We start from the raw sequence: 22,490 nt of genomic DNA, 5'->3' as shown, positions 1-22,490 counted from the left end.
GGGGTGGGGGGCCGCGTCATCAGGATTCGCCGACGGCGTCCGACGGGGGCAGGAGCGGGCCGCACTCCCACTGCTGGAATATCAGCCGCGTCTCGACGCGCGCCACCTCGCGGCGTGCGGTGAACTCGTCGAGGACGAGCCGCTGGAGATCGGCGGTGTCGCGGACGGCGACATGCACCAAGTAGTCGTCGGGGCCCGTCAGATGGAAGACGGACCGCGCCTCCGGCAGCGCCCGGATCCGCTCCACGAACGGGCCGACCAGCTCGCGCCGGTGCGGCCGCACCTGCACCGAGAGCAGCGCCTGGAGCCCGCGGCCCAGCTTCGCGGGGTCGAGGCGCAGCTGATGCCCGAGGATCACGCCGGACCGGCGCAGCCGGGTCACGCGGTCGAGGCAGGTGGACGGTGCGACACCGACCTGCACGGCGAGGTCCCGGTAGGTGATGCGGGCATCGTTCTGGAGGAGGCGCAGTATGTGCAGATCAACCGGATCGAGTACGACGGAATCGGCCATCGGCCGAACGTAGCACGGGCTTCCTCCGGCGAACCCCGGCCGTTGTTCAGGCTGTCGTCCATGGACAACGACCTGTACGCAGGGACGCGCCCGGGCCCCGCCCACCGGCGGGCCCTGGCCACCGAAGCCGTGCACGCCGGCCGCGACGACCTCGCCGGACTCGGGCTGCACGCCCCGCCCATCGACCTGTCCACGACCTACCCGTCGTACGACAGCCGCGGCGAGGCCGCCCGCATCGACGCGTTCGCGGCGGACGGCGTCGTCGACGAGGGCCCGCCGGTGTACGCCAGGCTCGGCAACCCGACCGTCGGCCGCTTCGAGACCGCGCTCGCCCGGCTCGAAGGCACCGAGAGCGCGGTCGCCTTCGCGAGCGGCATGGCCGCGCTGACCGCGGTGCTGCTGGTACGGAACGGCGCCGGGCTGCGCCATGTCGTCGCCGTGCGGCCGCTGTACGGATGCAGCGACCACCTGCTCACCGCCGGGGCGCTCGGTACGGAGGTGACCTGGGTCGATCCGGCGGGCATCGCGGACGCGATCCGGCCCGACACCGGGCTCGTGATGGTGGAGTCACCCGCCAATCCGACGCTCGCCGAACTCGATCTGCGGGCCGTGGCCCACTCCTGCGGAACGGTCCCGCTCCTCGCGGACAACACCTTCGCCACGCCGGTGCTCCAGCGGCCCGTCGAGCACGGCGCGCGGCTGGTGCTGCACAGCGCGACCAAGTTCCTCGGCGGGCACGGGGACGTCATGGGCGGGGTCGTGGCCTGCGACGAGGCGTTCGCGCGGCAGCTGCGTCAGGTGCGGTTCGCGACGGGCGGCGTGCTGCATCCGCTCGCCGGCTATCTGCTGCTGCGCGGCCTCGCGACGCTGCCGGTGCGCGTGCGGGCCGCGTCGGCGACGGCGGCCGAACTGGCGGCGCGGCTGTCCCGGGACCCGCGCGTCGCGCGCGTGCACTATCCGCGGATCGGCGGCGCGATGGTCGCCTTCGAGACCGTGGGCGACCCCCACGAGGTGATCCGAACGGTCCGGCTGGTCACCCCCGCGGTGAGTCTCGGCAGCGTCGACTCGCTCATCCAGCACCCGGCGTCCATCAGCCACCGCATCGTCGACGCCGGCGACCGCAGGTCGGCCGGGGTGAGCGACCGGCTGCTGCGGCTGTCGGTGGGTCTGGAGGACGTCGAGGACCTGTGGGCGGACCTGGACCAGGCGCTGGGGGAGCCGGGTGGTGGCGCGGGGCGTGTGACCGCGGCGCGCCTGCGGGTGCCTGAGTGAGGTAGAGCCGCCTGCCCGGACCGGCCGGAAAGAGGAGGGGACCGGTCCGGGCCGGCTCGCGTGGAGTCGGTCCCGGCCGGCCCGGCCCTCAGCGCTGTTCGGCCTGCTCGTACGCCCCGTGGGGTCCCTCGTACGGCAGCCGCGACCTGACCGGGGCCGTCTCCAGACGAGCCGTGATCACCAGCGTGCCCTCCTCGATCTGGTAGTCGAGGGGCAGACCGAGGCCGCGCATCGCGGCGACCATCCCGGTGTTGGACGCCTGCGTGACCGCGTACACGCTCTCGCAGCCCGCCTCGACCGCCATCGCCACCAGGCGGCCGAGCAGCTCGGTGCCGATCCCGCGGCGCTGCCAGTCGTCCTCGACGAGCAGCGCGATCTCCGTCTCGTCGCCGTCCCACAGCAGATGCCCGAGGGCGACGATCCGGCCCGACGCGGTCTGTGCGGCGAGCGTGCGGCCGAAGCGGGGGCTGAGCAGGTGGTTGAGGTAGCGGTCCGCGTCGCCGACGGGCCCGTGGTACCGCTTGCTCAGCGTCGCGCGGGAGCAGCGCTCCTGCATCGCCTTGGCCGCCTCCACGTCGTTCGAGTCGGCCCGGCGCACGGTGATCGCCCTGCCCTCGGGGAGCGTCAGGACGTCCTGGCTGCGCGGGATGCGCGGGCCGAGCCGCGCGTCGAGTTCGACCAGAGCGCGGGCGCGCGCGAACTCGGTGGGCGTGAAGGGCAGGTACGGCCGCTCCACGGTGATCACGCCGCCCTCGGGGGCCCGGAGCCGGATCACGGTCCCTTCGAGCGCCCCCTCCACCGGCGCGCTCTCCGTCCTTCGGCCGCTCGTCGTCGTGGCCGGCAGTGACCTGATGGTGCACCGTCCGAGCAACTGGCGCAGCGCCAGCGGGAGTTCGGCGGCGTCCAGGGCCGTGCGTGTGGCGAGACCGAGGATGCGGGTGGGTGCGTCCACGAGGTCGTGGGCGTCGGCCCGCTCGATCCAGGTGCCGGAGCCGCCGGCCCGGGACACGACCCGGCTGAGTTCGGCGGCGGGCAACTCCTGCGGCGCGCGCAGCAGGAACTCGTCCACGGTGCCCTCGCCCAGGGGGTGCGTCTGGAGGCTCAGGATGTCGACGCGCAGCGGGGCGAGCGCCGTGCACAGCGACGCGAGCGACCCCGGCTCGTCACGGACCGTCGTCCGCATGCGCCAGAGCGCGGTGGCCGTGGCCTGGTCCGTCGCCTGCGGGCCGGCGTCCGCGGGGACCTCTGTGTCGGGCTGTTCCGACTGCCCGGCGCGCTCCGTGGGGAGCCGCCGGGCGTCGGTATCGCCTGTCGGGGGTGCGTGGTTGTGGCGTCGTGCCCACCATGTGTGGAATCCGGCGGTGGCGAGCAGCACCACGGCCGAGACGGCGAGCAGCACGGGGCCGTCGGGGCCGTGGCCGACGAGGTTCGCCACGGCGTCCGCGACGGCCACGGCCGTGAACAGGGCGGCGAGCTCGACGACGTCGCGCCGCCAGTGGTGGACGGGGCGGCCGTTCCTGGTCCGCCTCACATCAGACATGTCTGGACTCATGCAGCCACTGTGAAGGAACGGTGTTGCGTGATCACGAACGCTTTGTGACCGATGAGTAAAGACTGCTTACGTCCCGTATGTCGTCTACTGCCCCACTCGCCCCGGCTGGAGCACCTGGGAGAACAGCACGTCGCCGCCCTGCTGCCGCAGCCGTACCGTCAGCTCGCCGCTGCCGCCGTCGATGTCGACCTCGCCGAAGTACTGCGGGGTCTCCATCGGGGACGTGTTGGCCCGGTTCGGCGCCTTGATGAAGCTCTGCTCGGGGCCGAAGGTGGCGTCCAGCTTCACCGCCTGGAAACCGCCCGCCGCCAGCGGTCCGGAGACGAACTCCCAGAACGGCTCGAAGTCCTGGAACGCGGCGCGCGACGGGTCGTAGTGCTGCGCCGACGTGTAGTGGACGTCCGCCGTGAGCCACAGCGTGCCCGTGATCCGGTCGTGCTTGATGTGGCGCAGCAGCTCCGCGATCTGCAGCTCGCGGCCGAGCGGCGCTCCCGGATCGCTCTGGGCGACGGCCTCGAAGTTCGCCTTGCCGTCGGCCACGACCAGGCCGAGCGGCATGTCGGAGGCGATCACCTTCCAGACGGCCCGTGACCGCGACAGCTCACGCTTCAGCCAGGCCAGCTGCCGCGCGCCGAGGATCCCGGTCGCGTCGTCGGGCTGCCGGCCCGGGGAGTTGGCGTTGCGGTACGAGCGCATGTCGAGCACGAACACGTCGAGCAGGGGCCCCTGCCTCAGGACCCGGTACACGCGCCCCTCGTCGTCGCCCGGCGGCAGTGTGGACACGGGGAAGTACTCGCTGAACGCCCGCAGGGAGCGCGCGGCGAGGACGTCCGTGTCCTTCTCCGTGTAGCGGGCGTCGTCCAGGATCTGGCCCGGGTACCAGTTGTTGTGCACCTCGTGGTCGTCCCACTGGACGATCGACGGCACCTGCGCGTTGAAGCGGCGCAGGTTCTCGTCGAGGAGGTTGTAGCGGAACGCGCCGCGGAACTCGGCCAGCGTCTCGGCGACCTTGGACTTCTCCTCGGTCGTGACGTTCCGCCACACGCGGCCGTCCGGCAGCGTGACGCTGGGCAGGATCGGGCCGTCGGCGTAGATGTTGTCGCCGCTGCACAGGAAGAAGTCGGGGTTCAGGGCGCGCATGTCCTCGTACACGCGGTAGCCGCCGAGGTCCGGGTTGATGCCCCAGCCCTGGCCCGCGATGTCGCCCGACCACAGGAAGCGCACCCCGTCGCGGCGGCCCACGGGGGTGGTGCGGAACGTGCCGGTGACGGGTTCGCCCGTGCGGCGGGGGTCGTCGGGGTCGGCGAGCACCACGCGGTAGTGGATCTGCTCGCCCGGCGGCAGGCCGCGCAGGCGGGTGGTGCCCGTGAAGTCCGTGCCCGCGCCGATCAGCGGCCCGTGCCACTTGGTGGCCCGGCGGAACGACTCCGTCGCGGAGGTCTCCACGATCATGCGGGCGGGGCGGTCGGAGCGTGTCCAGATCAGCCCCGAGTGTGCCCCGACGTCGCCTGCCTGGACACCCCACGCCGCCTTCGGGCGACCCGACAGGGCGAAGGCCGGCGCGGCGGCCGCGCCCACGGCGGGCAGGGCCAGCGCGGCCGAGGCGGCGAGCGAACCGCGCAGCACCCCGCGGCGGCCGGGCAGAGAACTCGGCGGACGGTGTGACATGAATACGCCTCCAGAAACGGGTTCCGACGACAGTGCGGTGCCACCACTGCGGGGCGCCGCGGCGAAGCCACACCTACGGGCTCCCCACGGCGCACACGCGAACCCCAAGTGAACAACTGCCCCTGGGGATCGGGGAACCCGGCGCGCTGCATCGCCTCACACGGCCACGCCGCCGTTCACGCGCGCGTGGCCCCCTCATGGGCCGCGCGCGCCAGGAGACGTACGCCTTCCGCGATCCGGGCCGGCGGCAGATGGGCGTAGCCGAGGACGAGGCGCACTGCGCCGTCGTCGCTGTCCGAGGTGCCGTAGTGGGTCAGCGGACGGACGGTGACCCCGGCCGCCGCGGCCCGTTCGAGGAGCTCCTCCTGCGGCCCGTAGCGCTCGGGGAGGCGGGCGATGACATGCAGTCCGGCGGCGATCCCCGTCACCTGAGCGCCCGGCAGATGCGCGTGGAGCGCGGTCACGAGGGTGTCGCGGCGCTCTCGGTACGCGCGCTGGCAGCGCCGCAGCTGACGGTCGTAGTCGCCGCGCTCGACGAAACGGGCCAGGAGCGCCTGGTCGAGGGCCGGATTGCCGAGATCCATGTAGCGCTTGCGCTCGACGACCTCGTCGGTCAGCCGCGCGGGCACGACCATCCAGCCGAGCCGCAGCCCGGGAGCGAGCGACTTGCTCACCGATCCCGTGTACGCGACATGCTCGGGGTCGAGACCCTGAAGCGCTCCCACCGGCGCGCGGTCGTAGCGGAAGTCGCCGTCATAGTCGTCCTCGATGACGAGACCGTCCACCGACCGTGCCCAGTCGAGGAGTTGAGCGCGGCGCGCCGGTGAATAGGCGATGCCCGAGGGGAACTGGTGGGAGGGCGTCGTCACCGCGGAGCGCACACCCGAGTCCCACAGCGGCCCGATGGCCGGCCCCTCGCGGTCCAGCGGGAGCGCGGTCGTGCCGACACCGGCCGAGGCGAACAGCGGACCCAGGTCGGGGCTCCCCGGGTCCTCGACGCCCACGGACCGCTCCCCGCGCGCGTGCAGCACGAATCCGAGCAGTGTCACCGCCTGTGCCACCCCGGAGCAGACGATGATGCGCTCCGGATCGGCGACCACGCCCCGCCGCCGCGCGAGGAGTTCGGCCAGCGCGGTACGCAGCCGGGGGATGCCGCGCGGGTCCGGGTAGCCGAGCATGTGGTGCGGCAGTTCGGCCAGCACACCGCGCTGCGCCGCCGCCCACGCGGCGCGCGGGAACAGCGACAGATCGGGGCTGCCCGCCACGAAGTCGGCCCGGGTGCCCGGCGGACGGGGCGCCAGGTCCCGCACACCGGCCGCCGCCGCGGCGCGCACGGCCCCGCCCACCCAGGTCCCCGCACCGCGCCCGCTGCGCAGATATCCCTCGGCGGTCAACTGCTCGTACGCCTCGGTGATCAGCCCGCGCGAGACGCCCAGGTCCGCCGCGAGATCGCGGCTCGACGGCATGCGTGTCCCGGGTGCGAGCCGCCCCGACCTGACGGCGTCCCGCAGCGCCGCCTGGAGACCACGGCCACGCGCGCGTGCGGGCGCCGACGCGGCGGGCAGAAGTAACTCCCATGCGGCGGAGGGCTGTTGGACACCCCCTTCATCCGCGCCTGGACCGGCCCCACGCGGATTGGTCCCCGATGACGTCATGAACGTGGACCTTAATCCGGGCCGCTGCCCTCCCTAGCGTCAGGGCCATGAACGCGCACTCGATCCGAGGGGCTCTGCCGGCTGCCCTCGCCTGCGTCCTCGTCGGCGCCTCCTTCACGGCCAACAGCCTCCTCGGGGACTACCCGTACGCGGGCGGCCAGTTCCTCCGGTACGCCCTCGCCTGCCTGCTTCTGGTGCCCCTGCTCGGCAAGGGCGCCACGGCGCCGCTGCGCCATCTCACCGGGCGTCAATGGGGGCGGCTCTCCCTGCTGGCGGCCGTCGGGATGGTCGGATTCAACCTCGCGGTGCTCGCCGCGGAGCGCAGCGCCGAACCGGCCGTACCAGGTGTCCTCGTCGGATGCGCCCCGGTCGTCGTGGCGGTGCTCGTGCCCCTGCTCGCGGGCCGTCGGCCCCAACGGGTCGTCCTCTACGGGGCGTTGCTGGTCGCCCTCGGCGCGTTCACCGTCCAGGGCTGGGGGCGCACCGACACGGCCGGTCTCCTGTTCTCCGCAGGAGCCCTCGTCGGAGAGGTCGGTTTCGCGGTTCTCGCGGTGCCCGTGCTGCGCCCCCTCGGCCCGAAGCTGCTGTCCTGCACGGTCTGCGGGGGCGCCGCCCTGGAGTCGGCACTCGTGGGCGCGGTGCTCGACGGCACGCACATGCTCCGCGTGCCCGACGCCACCGAGGCGACGGCGCTGCTGTGGCAGGCCGCCGTCGTCACGGTGATCGGCTTCGTGTGCTGGTACATCGGCATGCAGCGCATCGGCGCCGAGCGCGCCACCCTGTTCTCCGGACTCATCCCCGTGGCGGCGGCGTGCACCGCGCCACTCGTCGGCACCGGGACGTACGGCGCCGCGCAGGCAGTCGGCAGCGCGCTCGTGGGCGCCGGAGTGGCGCTCGGCTCCGGGGTGTTCCGGGTGCGGTCAGCGGCTGGTGTCCAGGATGACGCGGGAGACGAGCGCCGGGTCGTCGCTCATGGGGACGTGACCGCAGCCGGGCAGCCGCACGAGGCGGGCCCCGGGGACGGCGTGCTTGGCCCTGATGCCCTGGCGGCGCAGGAGCAGCCGGTCGCGGGTGCCCCAGGCGACGGTCACCGGGATGTCCGGCACGTCGTCCGTGAACTGCACATCCAGACCCGCGGCGAGGGTCTGCGCGAACCCGGGAGCGTGGCGCAGGGCCAGCGTCTCCGCGACGACCGCATCGGGTGAACGGCGGCCGGGGCGGGCGTAGATGGTGCTCGTCAGGGCCGTCCGGCCCGCGGCCGACCGCGCGAGCCGCTCGATCGCGGGAACCGGCAGCGCCCGCGCGCCCTGCCGCATCGCGCGCAGCGTGCCGAACGCGTAAAGGCGCTCGGCCTGCGACCAGAACCCGCCGGGCGACAGCGCGGTGACCGACCGTACGAGCTTCTCGCGGCCGAGCTCCAGCGCGAGCAGTCCTCCCAGGGAGTTGCCCGCCACATGCGGCCGCTCGATGCCGAGAGCCGCGCAGAGCGAGCCGAGCGTGGCCGTCACCGTCGGAAGGTCGTAGGCGACGCCGTCGGGCAGCGCGGGAGAGGCGCCGAAGCCCGGCAGGTCGATCGCGATCACGTCGCGTTCGGCGGCCAGGACCGGGATCACGGGGGCCCAGGCCTGCCAGTGGTGGCCGATCCCGTGCAGGAGAAGCAGGGGCTCCCCGGTGCCCACGCGTTCGTACGCGACGGTCACCTCACGGGGGCCACCGGGGGTTTCGATGCTGAAGGAGACCTCTGTGGCCATGTCGCTCCCTGTCCCCGACGCCCGCGCGACGGTTCCTTAGACGGCTTGTCAGCAACAATTACCGCTCAGTAGCCTCCAGTTCAAGGGGGGAGCGGGCGAGACGGGTCCGGCGCGGAGCCGTTTGTGGTCACCGCCGCATCGATTCCGCCTGGACACGCGCCCCCTCGTCCGTTGGGATGGAGGGGTGGCAACCGACACCGTGATTGAGGTCTTCGAAGAGCACCGGCCGGTCCTGATGGGGGTCGCCTACCGCATGCTGGGCCGCGTGGCCGACGCCGAGGACGTCGTCCAGGACGCCTGGCTGCGCTGGGCGCAGGCCGACCGCGACGAGGTGCGCGAACCACGCGCCTATCTCGTCCGCGTCGCCACCCGTCTGGCCATCGACCGGTTGCGGCAGGCACAGGTGCGGCGCGAGGCGTACGTGGGTCCCTGGCTGCCGGAGCCGCTGGTCACCGACTTCGGGCCGACCGCGCCCGACACCGCGGAGGCGGCCGTACTCGCCGAGTCGGTGTCGCTCGCCGTCCTCGTCGTCCTGGAGTCGCTCTCGCCGCTGGAGCGCGCCGTGTTCGTGCTCCGTGAGGCGTTCGGGTTCCCGTTCGCCGAGATCGCCACCACCCTCGAACGCAGTGAGTCCGCGGTGCGGCAGCTCGCGGGACGTGCCCGCAAGCACGTGGACGAGCGCCGGCCGCGCTTCGACGTCGACCCCGTCGAGCAGCGCGACCTCACCGAGCGTTTCCTCGCGGCCGCGACGGGCGGGGACCTGGAGGCTCTGATGACGATCCTCGCGCCCGACGCGCGTCTCGTCGGCGACAGCGGCGGCAAGTCCAAGGCGCCGCTGCGCGTCATCGAGTCCGCCGACAAGGTGGGCCGCTTCCTGCTCGGGGCCGCCAAGGGCGGCGGCGCCGCGTTCACCTTCCGGATCGTGGAGCTCAACGCGGGGCCTGCCGTGCTCGCCCTCGTCGACGGCAAGCCGGACAGCGTCTTCCAGGTCGATGTCGCCGACGGCCACGTGCAGTGCGTATACATCGTGCGTAACCCGGACAAGCTCACGTCGCTCGCCTGACGTCCCCCCGCGGCGTCCGCCGTCACCGAAGCCCCCGCCCCGACCGGGCGGGGGCTTTCGTCGTTTCGCGAACGCGGTGTGAACGCTCCGCGGACCGCCATGAACGCTGTGCGGCGGAGCCCCCGTGGGCACCGGAGCGGACCGAGGATTGGTCTTGACCAAGTCGGAGGGCGGGCCTACCCTCGCAGAGATAGTGCAGGAACCTTTAATAAACAAGGGCGCTAAACGCCGCCGGGACACGGCGATTGCGGAGGACAGGGTGGGGACCACGCAGTTGGAAACGGCGCCGGAGCCGAAGTACTGGCACCTCAAGACCGTGCTGACCGAGGCACTCGACTCCGAGTTCGCCGTGGGAGAGATCCTGCCGAACGAGCGGGACCTCGCGGCCCGCTTCGGAGTCGCCCGTGCCACGCTCCGCCAGGCGCTCGAACAGCTCGAGCTCGAAGGCAGGCTCCAGCGCCGCCGTGGCGTCGGCACCACCGTCGCCCCGCCCCGCGTGGGCGTGGCGGTCGACTCGTCCGACGACCAGGAGTGGCCCGGCGCCGCCGACGGTGAGGCCTGGCAGGCCGTGGACAGCGAGCCCGCGGTGCCGCCGGCGGCCGTGGCCCGCATCCTCGGCACCGCGCCCGACGAGCGCGTGCACCGGGTGCGCCGCACGCGTGTGTCGCACGGCCAGCCCGTCGCCGCCGAGCTGCTCTACGTGCCGTCGTCGTCCGTGCCCGAACTCTCTGCCATAGACGCCCCGTCCGGGCCCTCACGCGCGCGTGTCGTGCTCCGCGAACTGGGGCGCCTCGGGCTCGAGGGGCAGGACCGCGCCGTCGAGCTGGGCTCGGCCCGTGCCGACGACGCGAAGGAACTCGACCGGCTGCCGGGCGCGCCCGTCCTCGTCGTCACGACCCGGTTCTTCAGCGAGGGCGAGACGGCCGCGGTCTCCGTGGCCACCTACCGCGCCGACACCTGCCGCCTCACCTTCGGCGACTCCGGCGGCGTCGAGATCCACCACGGCCCGGACCGCCGCGCCTCCTGACACACACGCGGCGAGACCCGCGCGGCCGCGTTCCATAAAGGCCCACCGTGATCCTCCACGGTGGGCCTTCGGCGTCGGTGTGTTCCGGCTAGCGGCGCGCCGTGACCGTTCCCTCGACGGCGAACAGCTGCTCCTCGACATGGTCCAGCGCGAGCCGCAGCGCCCCGGTCGCCACCGCCGCCTCGCCCAGGACCGACAGGGCCACGCGCGGCGGACGCAGGCAGTAGCGGGCCAACTCCCGGCGCAGCGGCTCCAGTACGCCGTCCAGACCGGCCGCCCAGCCGCCCACGACGACCAGCTCCGGGTCGAGGGCGAGCACCAGCGCCGCCACGTCGTGCACCAGGCGCTGGAGGAACCGGTCGACAGCCGCGCCGGCCCGCTCGTCGCCCTGGCGCGCGAGAGCGAAGACCCGCGCGACGGCCTGCTCGTCGAGCGGGTGCAGCGGCTCGTCCGTCGTCGAGAGCAGCGTCTCGGGGCGCACCTCACGCCCCAGGAGGTGCAGCGCCCCGATCTCCCCGGCCGCGCCGCCGTACCCGCGGTGCAGCCGACCGCCGATCAGCGCGCCGGCGCCCGGACTGAGCCCCGCCAGCACGAACACGATGTCGTCGGACTCGGTCGCCGCGCCCTTCCAGTGCTCGGCCACCGCCGCCGCGTTCGCGTCGTTCTCCACCAGGACAGGGCACTTGAAGGAGCGCCGCAGTCGCTCACCCAGCTGCAGCCCCGTCCACTCCGGCAGGGCGGTGCCGAGGCGCACGGTGCCGTCGGCCTCCACGATGCCGGGGCTGCCGACGCCGACCGCCCGCAGCGAGTTCCGGGCGACGCCCGCACGGCGCAGCAGGTCCGCGACCGCGGTCCGCAGCCGCTCGATGCGCTCGTCGGCCGGAGCGGTCTCGTCGACGTCCTTCGCGGCCGTGCCGAGCACCTTGCCGTCCAGGTCCGACAGGACGGCGGCCACGCGGTGCGGGCCGATCTCCAGACCGAGCAGGTGCCCCGCCTCGGCCCGGAAGCGGAACCGTCGCGCGGGCCGCCCCTGGCGCCGCGTCCCGCTGTCGTCGACGGCCGTCTCGACGACGAGCCCCGCAGTGATGAGCCCTTCGACGACACCCTCGACCGTGGGCCGGGAGAGCCCGGTGACCCGGGTGATCTCCGTGAGCGTCGCGAGATCCGTGGCGCGCAGGGCATGCAGCACCACCGCGGAGTTGATCCGCCGTAGCAGGGAAGGGTCCCCGCCGGTCAGCCGCCCCAACGTCCGTCCTCCCAGCTCGCGCGCGTGTTGGGCGGATCGTACTCGCCGCGGCGGACACCGGCGAGCGCGGGTGCACTTCTGTGTCCCGGGACGCTCAGCCGGGCGGAACGCAGGGCGTTCAGCCGGGCGAGACGAAACCGGATTCGTACGCGGCGATGACGGCCTGCGTCCGGTCCCGCGCCCCGAGCTTGGCGAGGACGGCGCTCACATGCGACTTGACCGTCTCCGTGCCGACGACGAGCCGCTCGGCGATCTCCGCGTTGGACAGGCCCCGCGTCATCAGGCGCAGCACGTCCGCCTCCCGCTCGGTGAGCGCAGCGCGGTCCATCGTCTCGCGTGCCGACGCGTTGCCGTACTCGGCCGCGAGCCGCCGCACGGCCGCGGGGAACAGCAGGGAATCGCCCTCGGCCACGAGCCGGACCGCGTTCACGATCTCGGCGGGACGCGACCGCTTCAGCAGGAACCCGTCGGCGCCCGCCCGCAGCGCCCCGTACACGTACTCGTCGTTCTCGAACGTCGTGATCACCAGGATCTTGGGCGGCTCGGACACACTGCGCAGCACCGCGCGCGTGGCCTCGATCCCGTCCAGGAGAGGCATGCGCACATCCATGGCGACGACGTCCGGACGCAGCCGCCGGACGAGCGGGATCACCGCGGCGCCGTCGGCCGCCTCGCCCACTACCTCGATGTCCGGCTGCGCCGAGAGCACGGCACGCAACCCCGCGCGGACCAGCGGTTCATCGTCGACAAGGAGCACGGTGAGCGGCATCCGGACAGCCTAGGGGAGCGGTCCGGGCGTACGTGAGGACGGGGTTCAGCCGAGCGGCAGCTCGACGTGCACCCGCCACTGCCCCTCGTCGGGACCCGTCCGCGCCCGGCCGCCGAGGAGCGCCGCCCTCTCCCGGATCCCCCGCAGACCGCTGCCGTTGCCACCGCCACTGCCCTGGCCGTTCACCGGTGAGCCCGCGGGAAGCGGATTGCGTACGTCGAGCCACAGGCGGGCGTCGTCGACCGTGACGGCGACCCGGATCGGGACGGTCCCCGAGTGGCGCAGCACGTTCGTCAGTGCCTCCTGGAGGATGCGGTAGCCCTCTCTGGAGACGGGACCGGGCACCGTGTCCAGCGCGCCGAGCACCTCCGCGTCGACCTCGGCGCCCGAGGCGCGCGCCGAGTCGAGAAGGCGGTCCGCCTCCGTGAGCGTGGGCCGTCGGCTCGCGGGCTGCTCCGACTCGCGCAGCACGAGCAGGACCCGCTCCAGGTCCTCCAGGGCCGCCCTGCCCGTCTCCTCGATGGCGTCCAGGGCGCGGTCGGTGAACGCCGGATCGGCGGCTGCCCGCGCCGCGCCGGCCTGCACGACGGCGACGGTCAGCGCGTGCCCGATGGAGTCGTGGAGTTCGCGGGCGATGCGATTGCGTTCGAGCAGCTGCTCGGTGCGCTCCTCCAGGGCGGCCAGGCGCTCCGCCGCCGACGGCCCGAGCAGACCGAGCGCGGCCGAGGCCATCAGGCGACCGGCGAGCGCGACCACTCCCAGAAGCACCAGCGGCGGCACCGGCACGAGCAGCGCGTACGCCCAGCCGTGCCCCGGGACGGGGATGAGGGACTCGGCCTCGGCGGGGCCGCCCGACGTGGCGTCCACCAGCTCCAGGGCGAGAGCCATGAGCTGGCCGGTCACGAACGCGACCGCGCAGCCGGCCCACAGACGCAGCACCAGCCACACCGCGGTCCTGCCCCGGTCGCGCCACGACGCCGACGGTGCCACGGACACCCCCGCCTCCCCTGGACCCGAACCGTCCTCCACGCGCGCGTGCGCGCCGGGAAACAGCATCAAGCGGGCCTGAAGCCCTTCGGCCCTGCGGACCACGGGGATCACGGCGGCCACCATGAGGAGCGGGACCGGGATCAACAGCATCAGCGCCCAGTCCCCGTACCCGGGCCTGGTGAGCCCCGGATACACCATCCCGCACACGAGGGCGATGATCGCGCCGACGAGCAGGTGCAGCCAGCGGGTGTACGTGACCGCGCGGATCAGCGGCGTGAGGAGGCGGGACATGCCGCCATCGTGCCAGCGGTGCGGGTGCGGACGGCTCCCCCTCACGGGGGAGACGCTCTCCACGCCCGGGGGAGGACCCGGCGCGGGCGCGGCCGGAAGGCTGGAGCCATGACCAGCATCGACGTCCAAGAGCTCACCAAGGAGTACGGCACGACCCGCGCGGTGGACCGCCTGACGTTCAGCGTCGGGCCCGGCCGGGTCACCGGATTCCTCGGCCCGAACGGCGCCGGGAAGTCCACGACCATGCGCCTCGTCCTCGGCCTCGACCGGCCCACGTCGGGCACCGCCACACTCGGCGGCCGCCCCTACGCGACGCTCGGCGAACCCCTGCGCGAGGTCGGCGCCCTCCTCGACGCCCAGGCCGCCCACGGCTCCCGCACCGCCCGCGACCACCTCCGCGCGATGGCCGCCTCCAACCGCATCCCGGTACGCCGGGTCGACGAGGTCCTGGAACTCGCCGGCATCGCGGCCGTCGCCGGACGCCGGATCAAGACGTTCTCACTGGGCATGCGCCAGCGCCTCGGCATCGCCGCCGCACTCCTCGGCGACCCGCAGGTCGTGATGCTCGACGAGCCGTCCAACGGCCTCGACCCCGAAGGCATCATCTGGATCCGCGAACTGATGCGGAGCCTCGCCCGCGAGGGCCGCACGGTCCTCGTCTCCAGCCACCTCATGAACGAGACCGCCACGTTCGCCGACCACCTCGTCGTCCTGGGCCGCGGCAGGCTCCTCGCCGACACCCCGATGCAGGACTTCATCGACGCGCACAGCGACCGGCGCGTCCGCGTCCGCACCACCGACCCGGCGAGCCTGCGCGCCGCACTGCGCCGCAAGGGACTCGAAGCCGTGACAACCGGCGACGGCCGCTGGACCGTCGCCGGGGCCCGCGCGGAGGAGATCGGAGCACTCGCCGCCACGGACGGCATCCCCGTCCTCGAACTCGCCGACGAATCGGCCTCCTTGGAGGAGGCCTATCTCGCCCTCACCGCGGGTGCCACCGAGTTCGCGTCCGCCGCGACCCCCCTCCAGGAGGCCTGACGATGTCGACCACCGCCGTGCTGCGTTCCGAATGGATCAAGGTGAGGTCGGTGCGCGCCAGCGCCGGCTCACTCGTCGCGGTCTTCGTCACGACCGTCGCCATCAACATCCTGGCCTCCGCCGCGGTCGGGCAGGCCGAGGCCGACAACAAAGGCGCCGACCTCCTCTTCGGAGCCTTCTACGCACTCAACTTCGGCCAGATCGCGGCCATCGCCTTCGGCGCGACGGCCGTGTCCTCGGAGTACCTCAACGGCGCGCTGCGCGTCTCCCTCGCCGCGGTCCCCGACAGAAACCTGCTCTACGCCGCGAAGATGACGGTCGTCGGTGCCCTGGCCCTCGTCGCGGGCCAGCTCACCTCGTTCGTCACCTTCCTCTCCGGGCAGGCGTTCATGGGGTCCTACGCTCTCGGGCTCGGTGATCCGGGCGCACTGCGCGCCTGCGTCGGAGGGGGCCTCTACCTCGCGCTGATGGCCCTGTTCGCGGCCGGTCTCACCGTCGTCCTGCGCAGCGCGGTCGCCGTCCTGAGCCTGCTGATCCCGTTCATCCTGATCGTGTCCTTCGTCGTGGGTGACATGGCCGCCTCCGTCGCCGACTTCCTCCCGGACCACGCCGGACAACAGGTCCTGCGCCAGGACCCGGTCGGCACGCTCGGGCCGTGGACGGGGCTCGCCGTCACCGCCGGGTGGGCGGCGGCCGCGCTCCTCGCCGGCTGGTGGGCGCTGCGCCGCAGGGACGCGTGACGGCAGGCTCGTAACCGCCGGACGCCCCGCCAAATGTCAGTGGCGGCCGCTTTACTGGACGTCATGAGCACCGCACAGCATCTCGCGACGATCGACCTGCTGCGCTCCCGTGAGTTCCCCGCGGAGCACGGCAGATCGGACGCGGGCTCCGGCGGACCGGGTTACCACATCGCGGAGTTGGCGACGGGCGACGAGCTCCGGGAGCCGGCTCCCGAGGGCGCCGCTCAGGACCAGTGGGTCGCCGACCGGGACGGGCTCTCCTCGGTGCTCACCGAGCGCTGGGGGAAGCCGCAGTGGTTCAGCCTGTGGAGCGTCAGCCTGCGCGCGGTCGAGGGCGGCGAGGACATACCGGAGCCCTGGGCCGCGCTCAGCGCGTATGTGCCGGACGTCCAGGTGTGGCAGGCCGACGGTCGGTGGATCGTCCTCGGCATCCCGCTCGGTGCCGAGGACCTGCCGTTCCGGCTCGTCGCCGCCGTCACGGACGTGGACCCGCCCTGAGGACGCGCCTGGACCCGGTAGGCGGGAACTGCCGTGCCACCATGGGATCTTGGCATCGGATCATGGCACGACCGAGGTGAGGGAGAGCACGTGAGCGAGCAGAGCGGGCAGGAGCCGCGGGAGCGGACCGAGGGCGACATCGCGCACAACGCCCGCGTGTGGAACTACTGGCTCGGCGGCAAGGACCACTACGAGGTGGACCAGCAGGTCGGCAACCAGGTCACCGCGATGTACCCCAGCATCGGCGAAGTGGCCCGCGCCGACCGGGCCTTCCTCGGCCGCGCCGTGACCCACCTCGCGGGCCGGGCGGGCATCCGCCAGTATCTCGACATCGGCACGGGCCTGCCCACCGCCGAGAACACCCACGAGGTCGCCCAGCGCATCGCCCCCGACTCCCGCGTCGTCTACGTCGACAACGACCCGATCGTGCTCACGCACGCCCGCGCGCTCCTCACCAGCACGGACGAGGGCGCCACCAGCTATGTGGACGCGGACGCGCGCGACCCCGCGGCCATCCTGCGCGCCGCGTCCGGCACCCTCGACCTCGGCCGGCCGGTCGCCGTCATGATGCTCGGCATCCTGAACTTCGTCCTCGACACCGCCGAGGCCACGTCCATCGTGCGCCACCTCCTGGGCGCGGTCCCCTCCGGCAGCTACCTCGTGCTCACGCATCCCACGCTGGAACTGGGCGGCGAGGGAAACGAGGCGGCGATGCGCTTCTGGAACGAGAACGCGACGCCGCCGATCACCGCACGCGACCGGGCCGAGATCGAGGGCTTCCTCGACGGGCTCGACGTCCTGGAGCCGGGCCTCGTCTCCTGCGCGCGCTGGCGGACGGACGGCGCCGACGAGGGGCCGGTCGTCGCGCAGTTCGGTGTCATGGCCCGCAAGCCCTGACGAACGCCGCTACGCACGCTGTGACGCACGCCACCGCGCAATCCGCCACGCGGCGCGTCAGCCGGTGAGCCCCGCGCCGTCGTCCCCCGAGGCGGCGGCACGCAGCCGCCCGTACTCCTCGGCCATCGTCGCCACCGTCCAATGCGCGTTCAGACCACTGGGGTTGGGCAGCGCCCACACCCGGGTCCCGCCGATCATCCGCTCCTGCGGGCCGATCCTCGCCTTCGGCTCCCCGAAGGCCGACCGGTACGCCGTCACGCCGACGACCGCGAGCCAGCGCGGCCGCAGCCGCTCCACCTTGGCGGTGAGCAGACGGCCGCCGTCGCGGTACTCCTGCGCGCTCAGCTCGTCCGCCCGGGCCGTGGCCCGCGCGACGACGTTCGTGATCCCGAGCCCGTAGGAGAGGAGTTCCTCCTGCTCGGCGGGGGCCAGCTGCCGGGAGGTGAACCCGGACAGGTGGAGCACCGGCCAGAAACGATTGCCGGGGCGCGCGAAGTGGTGGCCGGTCGCCGCCGTCATCAGGCCCGGGTTGATCCCGCAGAAAAGCACGGAGAGGCCGCTCGCGACCACATCGGGAACGATGCGGTCACGGGCGGCCTCCAGGTCCGCGGGGGTCAGCCGGGTCAGAGGATCGCTCCGGGCGCGTAACCGGCGGCCTCCGGGTGCTGCTTGACGATCTCCTCGATGCGCGCGACGACGGTGGCGACCTGGTCGCTCGCGGCGCCCGTGAACGACAGCTTGTCGGCCATCAGCTCGTCGAGCCCGGCGCGGTCCAGCGGGATCCGGGAGTCCGCGGCGAGCTTGTCGAGCAGCTCGTTGCGCTCGGCGCCCTGCTCGCGCATGGCGAGGGCCGACGCGACGGCGTTCTCCTTGATGGCCTCGTGGGCCTCCTCGCGGCCGACGCCCGCCCGCACCGACGCCATCAGGACCTTCGTCGTGGCGAGGAACGGCAGGTAGCGGTCCAGCTCGCGGGCGACGACGGCCGGGAACGCGCCGAACTCGTCGAGCACCGTCAGGAACGTCTCCAGGAGACCGTCGAGCGCGAAGAACGCGTCCGGCAGCGCGACGCGGCGCACCACGGAGCAGGAGACGTCGCCCTCGTTCCACTGGTCGCCCGCCAGCTCACCGGTCATCGACGCGTAGCCGCGCAGGATGACCATGAGGCCGTTGACGCGCTCGCAGGAGCGGGTGTTCATCTTGTGCGGCATCGCGGACGAGCCGACCTGGCCCGGCTTGAAGCCCTCGGTGACGAGCTCGTGCCCGGCCATCAGACGGATCGTCTTGGCGGTCGAGGACGGCGCCGCCGCGAGCTGCACGAGCGCGGTGACGACCTCGTAGTCGAGGGAGCGCGGGTAGACCTGGCCGACCGAGGTGAACGCCTGAGAGAAGCCCAGGTGGCCCGCGATGCGCTGCTCGAGCTCGTCGAGCTTCGCCGCGTCGCCGCCGAGCAGGTCCAGCATGTCCTGCGCGGTGCCGACGGGTCCCTTGATGCCGCGCAGCGGGTAGCGGGAGAGCAGCTCCTCGACCCGGGCGTACGCGACGAGCAGCTCGTCGGAGGCGGTCGCGAAGCGCTTGCCGAGGGTCGTGGCCTGCGCCGCGACGTTGTGCGAGCGGCCCGCGATCACCAGCTCGCCGTACTCGCCGGCCAGCTTGCCGAGGCGCGCGAGGACGGCGACGGCGCGGTCGCGGACCAGTTCGAGGGAGAGGCGGATCTGGAGCTGCTCGACGTTCTCCGTCAGGTCGCGGGACGTCATGCCCTTGTGGACCTGCTCGTGGCCGGCGAGGGCGTTGAACTCCTCGATGCGGGCCTTCACGTCGTGGCGCGTGACCTTCTCGCGCTCGGCGATGGAGGCCAGGTCGACCTGGTCGAGGACGCGCTCGTAGTCGGCGAGAGCGGCGTCCGGCACCTCGATCCCGAGGTCCTTCTGCGCGCGCAGTACGGCGAGCCAGAGCTGACGCTCCAGCTTCACCTTCTGCTCGGGGGACCAGAGAGTGGCGAGCTCGGCGGAGGCGTAGCGTCCGGCGAGAACGTTCGGGATACGGGGCTTTGCAGGCGCAGCAGTCACGTGTACGGATTCTACTGGCGATTCGTGCAGGCCAGCGCCAGGGTCCCCTTCGTCGGAAGCTACGAGGGCGGGGCGCCCGGCGCGCCGCCCCCGTCACGGCAGGTCAGCCGCGCGGAGCCTCGTACGGCAGCAGTTCGGGGCGCTTCGCCGGGCGGCCGTCGCCGGAGGAGCGGCCCGTCAGGCGGCGGCCGATCCACGGGACCAGGTGCTGCTTGGCGAAGCGGACGTCGGCGACGCGGCGCGTGCCCCACCCCGGCGGCGCGGTCGGCGGGAGCACGGCCTGCCAGTCGCTCTCGGGCTCGTGGCCGAGCGCCTGCCAGACGGCCTCGGCGACCCGGCGGTGCCCCTCCGCCGTCAGATGCAGCCGGTCCACGTCCCACATGCGGGGGTCGCCGAGGGCGGGCGGCCCGTACAGGTCCACGACCACCGCGCCGTGCCGCGCCGCGAGGTCGTCGATGCAGGCGAACAGCTCCTCCATGCGCGGCCGGAAGCGCTCCATCACGGGACCGTTGCGGCCGGGGCTGCGCATCAGGACGAGCTGCTCGCAGGCCGGCGCGAGCTTCTCGACGGCCTCTTCGAGGAGCCCGCGCACCCGGCCCATGTCGACCTTGGGACGCAGGGTGTCGTTGAGCCCGCCCACCAGCGTGATGACGTCGGCGCCCATCGCGGCCGCGACGTCCACCTGCTCGTCGACGATCTGGCCGATGAGCTTGCCGCGCACGGCGAGGTTCGCGTAGCGGAATCCGGGGGTGCGGGCCGCCATCCGGGCGGCGAGTACATCGGCCCAGCCGCGGTAGGAGCCGTCGGGCAGCAGATCGGACATGCCCTCGGTGAACGAGTCACCGATCGTGACGAGGCTGCTGTAACTGGTGTGGTTGGCATTTTTCTGCATGGCGGAAGCGATGGTATCCCGCGTCCTGGGGCGGCCGACGAGGCGCCGTGTGCCCGACACCGGGCACACGGCGCCGAGATCACACCGGCTGTCCGAACAGCTCCCGGAGGACGTCCTCCATCGTCACCAGACCGGCGAGCCGCCCGTCGGCGCCGAGGACCGCCGCCACGTGCGTACGGCTGCCGCGCATCGCCGAGAGGACGTCGTCGAGCGGCGTCGTCTCGCGTACGCGCGCGATCGGCCGCATGTCCGGGATCCGGAACGGCAGATCGCGCGGCGACGCGTCCAGGGCGTCCTTCACATGCAGATAGCCGACGATGCGGCGGTTGTCGTCGACCACGGGGAAGCGCGAGAACCCCGAACTGGCCGACAGCCGCTCCAGCTGCTCGGGCGTGACGCCCACATGCGCGTAGACCACCCGCTCCAGCGGCAGGACGACGTCCCTGACCGGGCGGCGGCCCAGTTCGAGCGCGTCGCGCAGGCGCTCCTGGGCGCGGTCGTCGATGAGTCCCGCGTCGCCCGAGTCCTTGACGAGACGGGCCAGCTCGTCGTCCGAGAACGTCGCGGACACCTCGTCCTTGACGTCGACGCGCAACAGCTTGAGCAGCCCGTTCGCGAAGGCGTTGACCGTGAAGATCACCGGACGCAGCGCCCTTGCCAAGGTCACCAGGGGCGGCCCGAGCACCAGCGCGCTGCGCACCGGCTCGGCGAGCGCGACGTTCTTCGGGATCATCTCGCCGAGCAGCATGTGCAGATACGTGGCCACCGTCAGCGCGATCACGAACGAGATCGGGTGGATCAGACCGTGCGGCACGCCGACCGCGTCGAACACCGGCTCCAGAAGGTGGGCGATGGCGGGTTCGGCGACGATGCCGAGCACCAGGGTGCACAGCGTGATGCCGAGCTGCGCCGCGGCCAGCAGGGCCGACACGTGCTGAAGGCCCCACAGGACGCTCTTCGCCCGCCGGTCGCCCTCGTCCGCGTGCGGCTCGATCTGGCTGCGGCGTACGGAGATCATGGCGAACTCGCCGCCCACGAAGAAGGCGTTGACGACCAGCGTCGCCAGGCCGATCAGGAGCTGGATCGCGGTCATCGGTCCCCCTCCGGGGCGTCGTCGGACTGCCCGGCGAGGGGCGCGTGCAGCAGGACGCGGGCCGCGCGGTGACCCGCGGCGTCCACGACGTCGAGCCGCCATCCGGCCACCTCGACGCTGTCGCCGACGGCCGGGATCCGGCCGAGCTCGGTGGCGATCAGGCCGGCGAGCGTCTCGTAGGGGCCGTGGGGGACGCGCAGGCCGACCCGCTGGAGCTGGTCGGTGCGGGCGGCGCCGTCGGCGGAGTAGAGGGCACGGCCCTCGTCGTCCACGCCGGCCGGGGCGAGGTCGGGCGTCTCGTGCGGATCGTGCTCGTCCCGCACCTCGCCGACGACCTCCTCGACGATGTCCTCCACGGTGGCGACGCCCGCGGTGCCGCCGTACTCGTCGATGACGACGGCCATCGTGCGCTTCCCGGAGAGCCGGTCGAGGAGCCGGTCGACGGTCAGGGTCTCGGGTACGAGCAGCGGCTCGCGCATCAGATCGGACACGGAACGGCGGCCCCGGAGCTCGGCGGGCACGGCGAGGACGTCCTTGATGTGCGCGACACCGACGACCGAGTCGAGGTTGCCGCGGTAGACGGGGAACCGGGACAGGCCCGTGGCCCGGGTCGCGTTCGCCACGTCCTCGCAGGTGGCCTGTGCGTCGAGCGCCACGACCTGGACGCGCGGCGTCATCACGTTCTCCGCGGTGAGGTCCGCGAGGTTCAGGGTGCGCATGAACAGCTCGGCGGTGTCCGCCTCGAGGGCGCCCTCCTTGGCGGAGTGCCTGGCGAGTGCCACCAGTTCCTGCGGTCCGCGCGCGGAGGCCAGCTCCTCGGCGGGCTCGATGCCGAAACGGCGCACCGCGCGGTTCGCGGTGTTGTTCAGGTGCGTGATGAAGGGGCGGAACGCGGCGCTGAACCATCGCTGAGGTGTCGCCACGTTCTTGGCGACGGCCAGCGGCGACGAGATCGCCCAGTTCTTGGGGACGAGCTCGCCGACGACCATCAGGAAGACGGTCGACAGGCCCGTGCCGATGACCAGCGCGGCCGAGGAGGCGGCGGAGCGAGAGAGCCCGAGACCTTCCAGGGGACCCGCGATCAGTGTGGCGACGGACGGCTGGGCGAGCATGCCGACGACCAGATTGGTCACGGTGATGCCGAGCTGGGCGCCGGAGAGCTGGAAAGTCAGGTTCCGTACGGCCTTGAGGGCGCCGGCGGCGCCCCGCTCACCGCGCTCGACGGCGCGTTCGAGGCCGGAACGCTCGACCGTGGTGAGGGAGAACTCGGCAGCGACGAACGCACCGCAGGCCAGCGAGAGCAGTACCGCCACGGCGAGCAGGAGCACTTCGGTCATCGGGTCACCTCCGTCCCATGATCGGGCAGGGCGGTGGGTATCGCGCGATGTCGCGGGCGCCGGGTACTGGGAGGCTCGCCCATGGGCGGACGCTCACACCTTTCGAGAGGAGGAAGGGACAAGTGGAGGACCCA

The 22,490-nt window shown here is 73.0% G+C and carries 20 protein-coding genes and 1 pseudogene; 8 read left to right on the top strand and 13 right to left on the bottom strand.

Annotation, left to right across the window (positions count from 1 at the left end; translation table 11 throughout):
• Positions 1-19 precede the first annotated feature (19 nt).
• Entirely contained in the window at positions 20-511 is a 492-nt protein-coding gene (locus LGI35_RS09635; RefSeq protein WP_227293479.1) for an Lrp/AsnC family transcriptional regulator, read from the bottom strand.
• A 60-nt stretch (positions 512-571) separates the two neighbouring features.
• Here LGI35_RS09635 and LGI35_RS09630 point away from each other — a divergent pair, with 60 nt between their 5' ends.
• Positions 572-1,783, top strand: a complete 1,212-nt coding sequence (locus LGI35_RS09630) for a trans-sulfuration enzyme family protein (RefSeq protein WP_227293478.1) — start codon at positions 572-574, stop codon at positions 1,781-1,783.
• A gap of 88 nt (positions 1,784-1,871) precedes the next feature.
• Here the strand turns inward: LGI35_RS09630 and LGI35_RS09625 are convergent, their stop codons facing one another.
• The 3 genes from LGI35_RS09625 to pdxR all read right to left on the bottom strand — a co-directional run bounded on the left by LGI35_RS09625 (position 1,872) and on the right by pdxR (position 6,658).
• A complete protein-coding gene (locus LGI35_RS09625; protein ID WP_227293477.1) occupies positions 1,872-3,323 on the bottom strand; it encodes a GNAT family N-acetyltransferase in 1,452 nt (483 codons plus the stop codon).
• 96 nt (positions 3,324-3,419) lie between these two features.
• On the bottom strand, positions 3,420-5,003 hold the full coding sequence (locus LGI35_RS09620; protein WP_227293476.1) for an alkaline phosphatase D family protein: 1,584 nt from the start codon (positions 5,001-5,003) through the stop codon (positions 3,420-3,422).
• A gap of 176 nt (positions 5,004-5,179) precedes the next feature.
• Entirely contained in the window at positions 5,180-6,658 is a 1,479-nt protein-coding gene (gene pdxR, locus LGI35_RS09615; protein WP_227293475.1) for a MocR-like pyridoxine biosynthesis transcription factor PdxR, read from the bottom strand.
• Positions 6,659-6,705: 47 nt separating this feature from the next.
• Between pdxR and LGI35_RS09610 the strand changes: the two are divergent.
• Positions 6,706-7,494: pseudogene (locus tag LGI35_RS09610) on the top strand (EamA family transporter); the annotation flags it as partial.
• Positions 7,495-7,578: 84 nt separating this feature from the next.
• Here the strand turns inward: LGI35_RS09610 and LGI35_RS09605 are convergent.
• Positions 7,579-8,409, bottom strand: a complete 831-nt coding sequence (locus LGI35_RS09605; protein ID WP_227293474.1) for an alpha/beta fold hydrolase — start codon at positions 8,407-8,409, stop codon at positions 7,579-7,581.
• A 184-nt stretch (positions 8,410-8,593) separates the two neighbouring features.
• Between LGI35_RS09605 and LGI35_RS09600 the strand changes: the two genes are divergently transcribed.
• On the top strand, positions 8,594-9,472 hold the full coding sequence (locus LGI35_RS09600) for an RNA polymerase sigma-70 factor (RefSeq protein ID WP_227293473.1): 879 nt from the start codon (positions 8,594-8,596) through the stop codon (positions 9,470-9,472).
• Between the two features lie 259 nt (positions 9,473-9,731).
• The gene (locus tag LGI35_RS09595) at positions 9,732-10,499 is read left to right on the top strand and encodes a GntR family transcriptional regulator (protein ID WP_227293472.1); all 768 of its coding nucleotides are present in this window, start codon (positions 9,732-9,734) and stop codon (positions 10,497-10,499) included.
• 88 nt (positions 10,500-10,587) lie between these two features.
• Here LGI35_RS09595 and LGI35_RS09590 read toward each other — a convergent pair whose 3' ends face one another.
• From LGI35_RS09590 to LGI35_RS09580, 3 genes are all read right to left on the bottom strand, one after another.
• Complete coding sequence (locus LGI35_RS09590) at positions 10,588-11,745, bottom strand: ROK family transcriptional regulator (RefSeq protein WP_227293471.1); 1,158 nt, start codon at positions 11,743-11,745, stop codon at positions 10,588-10,590.
• Positions 11,746-11,863: 118 nt separating this feature from the next.
• Positions 11,864-12,514 (bottom strand): response regulator transcription factor, encoded by a 651-nt coding sequence (locus tag LGI35_RS09585; protein WP_227293470.1) that lies wholly within the window; start codon positions 12,512-12,514, stop codon positions 11,864-11,866.
• 45 nt (positions 12,515-12,559) lie between these two features.
• Entirely contained in the window at positions 12,560-13,795 is a 1,236-nt protein-coding gene (locus LGI35_RS09580; protein ID WP_227293469.1) for a sensor histidine kinase, read from the bottom strand.
• 108 nt (positions 13,796-13,903) lie between these two features.
• On the opposite strand from LGI35_RS09580, the gene LGI35_RS09575 reads away from it, so the two are divergent.
• The 4 genes from LGI35_RS09575 (at position 13,904) to LGI35_RS09560 (ending at position 16,968) form a co-directional block, all read left to right on the top strand.
• Positions 13,904-14,833 carry an ABC transporter ATP-binding protein gene (locus LGI35_RS09575; RefSeq protein WP_227293468.1) on the top strand — a complete coding sequence of 310 codons (930 nt, stop codon included), beginning with the start codon at positions 13,904-13,906 and terminating at the stop codon, positions 14,831-14,833.
• A gap of 2 nt (positions 14,834-14,835) precedes the next feature.
• Positions 14,836-15,573, top strand: a complete 738-nt coding sequence (locus tag LGI35_RS09570; RefSeq protein WP_227293467.1) for an ABC-2 transporter permease — start codon at positions 14,836-14,838, stop codon at positions 15,571-15,573.
• A gap of 63 nt (positions 15,574-15,636) precedes the next feature.
• Positions 15,637-16,071 carry a hypothetical protein gene (locus LGI35_RS09565; protein ID WP_227293466.1) on the top strand — a complete coding sequence of 145 codons (435 nt, stop codon included), beginning with the start codon at positions 15,637-15,639 and terminating at the stop codon, positions 16,069-16,071.
• Between the two features lie 90 nt (positions 16,072-16,161).
• Positions 16,162-16,968, top strand: a complete 807-nt coding sequence (locus LGI35_RS09560) for an SAM-dependent methyltransferase (protein ID WP_227293465.1) — start codon at positions 16,162-16,164, stop codon at positions 16,966-16,968.
• Between the two features lie 57 nt (positions 16,969-17,025).
• Here the strand turns inward: LGI35_RS09560 and mug are convergent, their stop codons facing one another.
• From mug to LGI35_RS09535, 5 genes are all read right to left on the bottom strand, one after another.
• The gene (gene mug, locus LGI35_RS09555) at positions 17,026-17,595 is read right to left on the bottom strand and encodes a G/U mismatch-specific DNA glycosylase (RefSeq protein ID WP_227300258.1); all 570 of its coding nucleotides are present in this window, start codon (positions 17,593-17,595) and stop codon (positions 17,026-17,028) included.
• Positions 17,592-19,034 carry an adenylosuccinate lyase gene (gene purB / locus LGI35_RS09550; RefSeq protein ID WP_227293464.1) on the bottom strand — a complete coding sequence of 481 codons (1,443 nt, stop codon included), beginning with the start codon at positions 19,032-19,034 and terminating at the stop codon, positions 17,592-17,594. Before purB ends, mug begins: the two co-directional genes overlap by 4 nt.
• 103 nt (positions 19,035-19,137) lie before the next feature.
• A complete protein-coding gene (locus LGI35_RS09545) occupies positions 19,138-19,926 on the bottom strand; it encodes an SGNH/GDSL hydrolase family protein (RefSeq protein WP_227293463.1) in 789 nt (262 codons plus the stop codon).
• A gap of 79 nt (positions 19,927-20,005) precedes the next feature.
• The gene (locus LGI35_RS09540) at positions 20,006-21,019 is read right to left on the bottom strand and encodes a hemolysin family protein (RefSeq protein ID WP_227293462.1); all 1,014 of its coding nucleotides are present in this window, start codon (positions 21,017-21,019) and stop codon (positions 20,006-20,008) included.
• Positions 21,016-22,356: a hemolysin family protein gene (locus tag LGI35_RS09535; RefSeq protein ID WP_227293461.1), complete on the bottom strand. Its 1,341-nt coding sequence runs from the start codon at positions 22,354-22,356 to the stop codon at positions 21,016-21,018. The genes LGI35_RS09540 and LGI35_RS09535 overlap by 4 nt, the downstream gene beginning before the upstream one ends.
• Positions 22,357-22,490: the final 134 nt, after the last annotated feature.

Origin of the sequence: Streptomyces longhuiensis, assembly GCF_020616555.1 — a bacterium.
GTDB lineage: Bacteria > Actinomycetota > Actinomycetes > Streptomycetales > Streptomycetaceae > Streptomyces > Streptomyces longhuiensis.
Note: the sequence above shows the minus strand (reverse complement) of the source record. Positions and strands in the feature narration are given on the sequence as shown.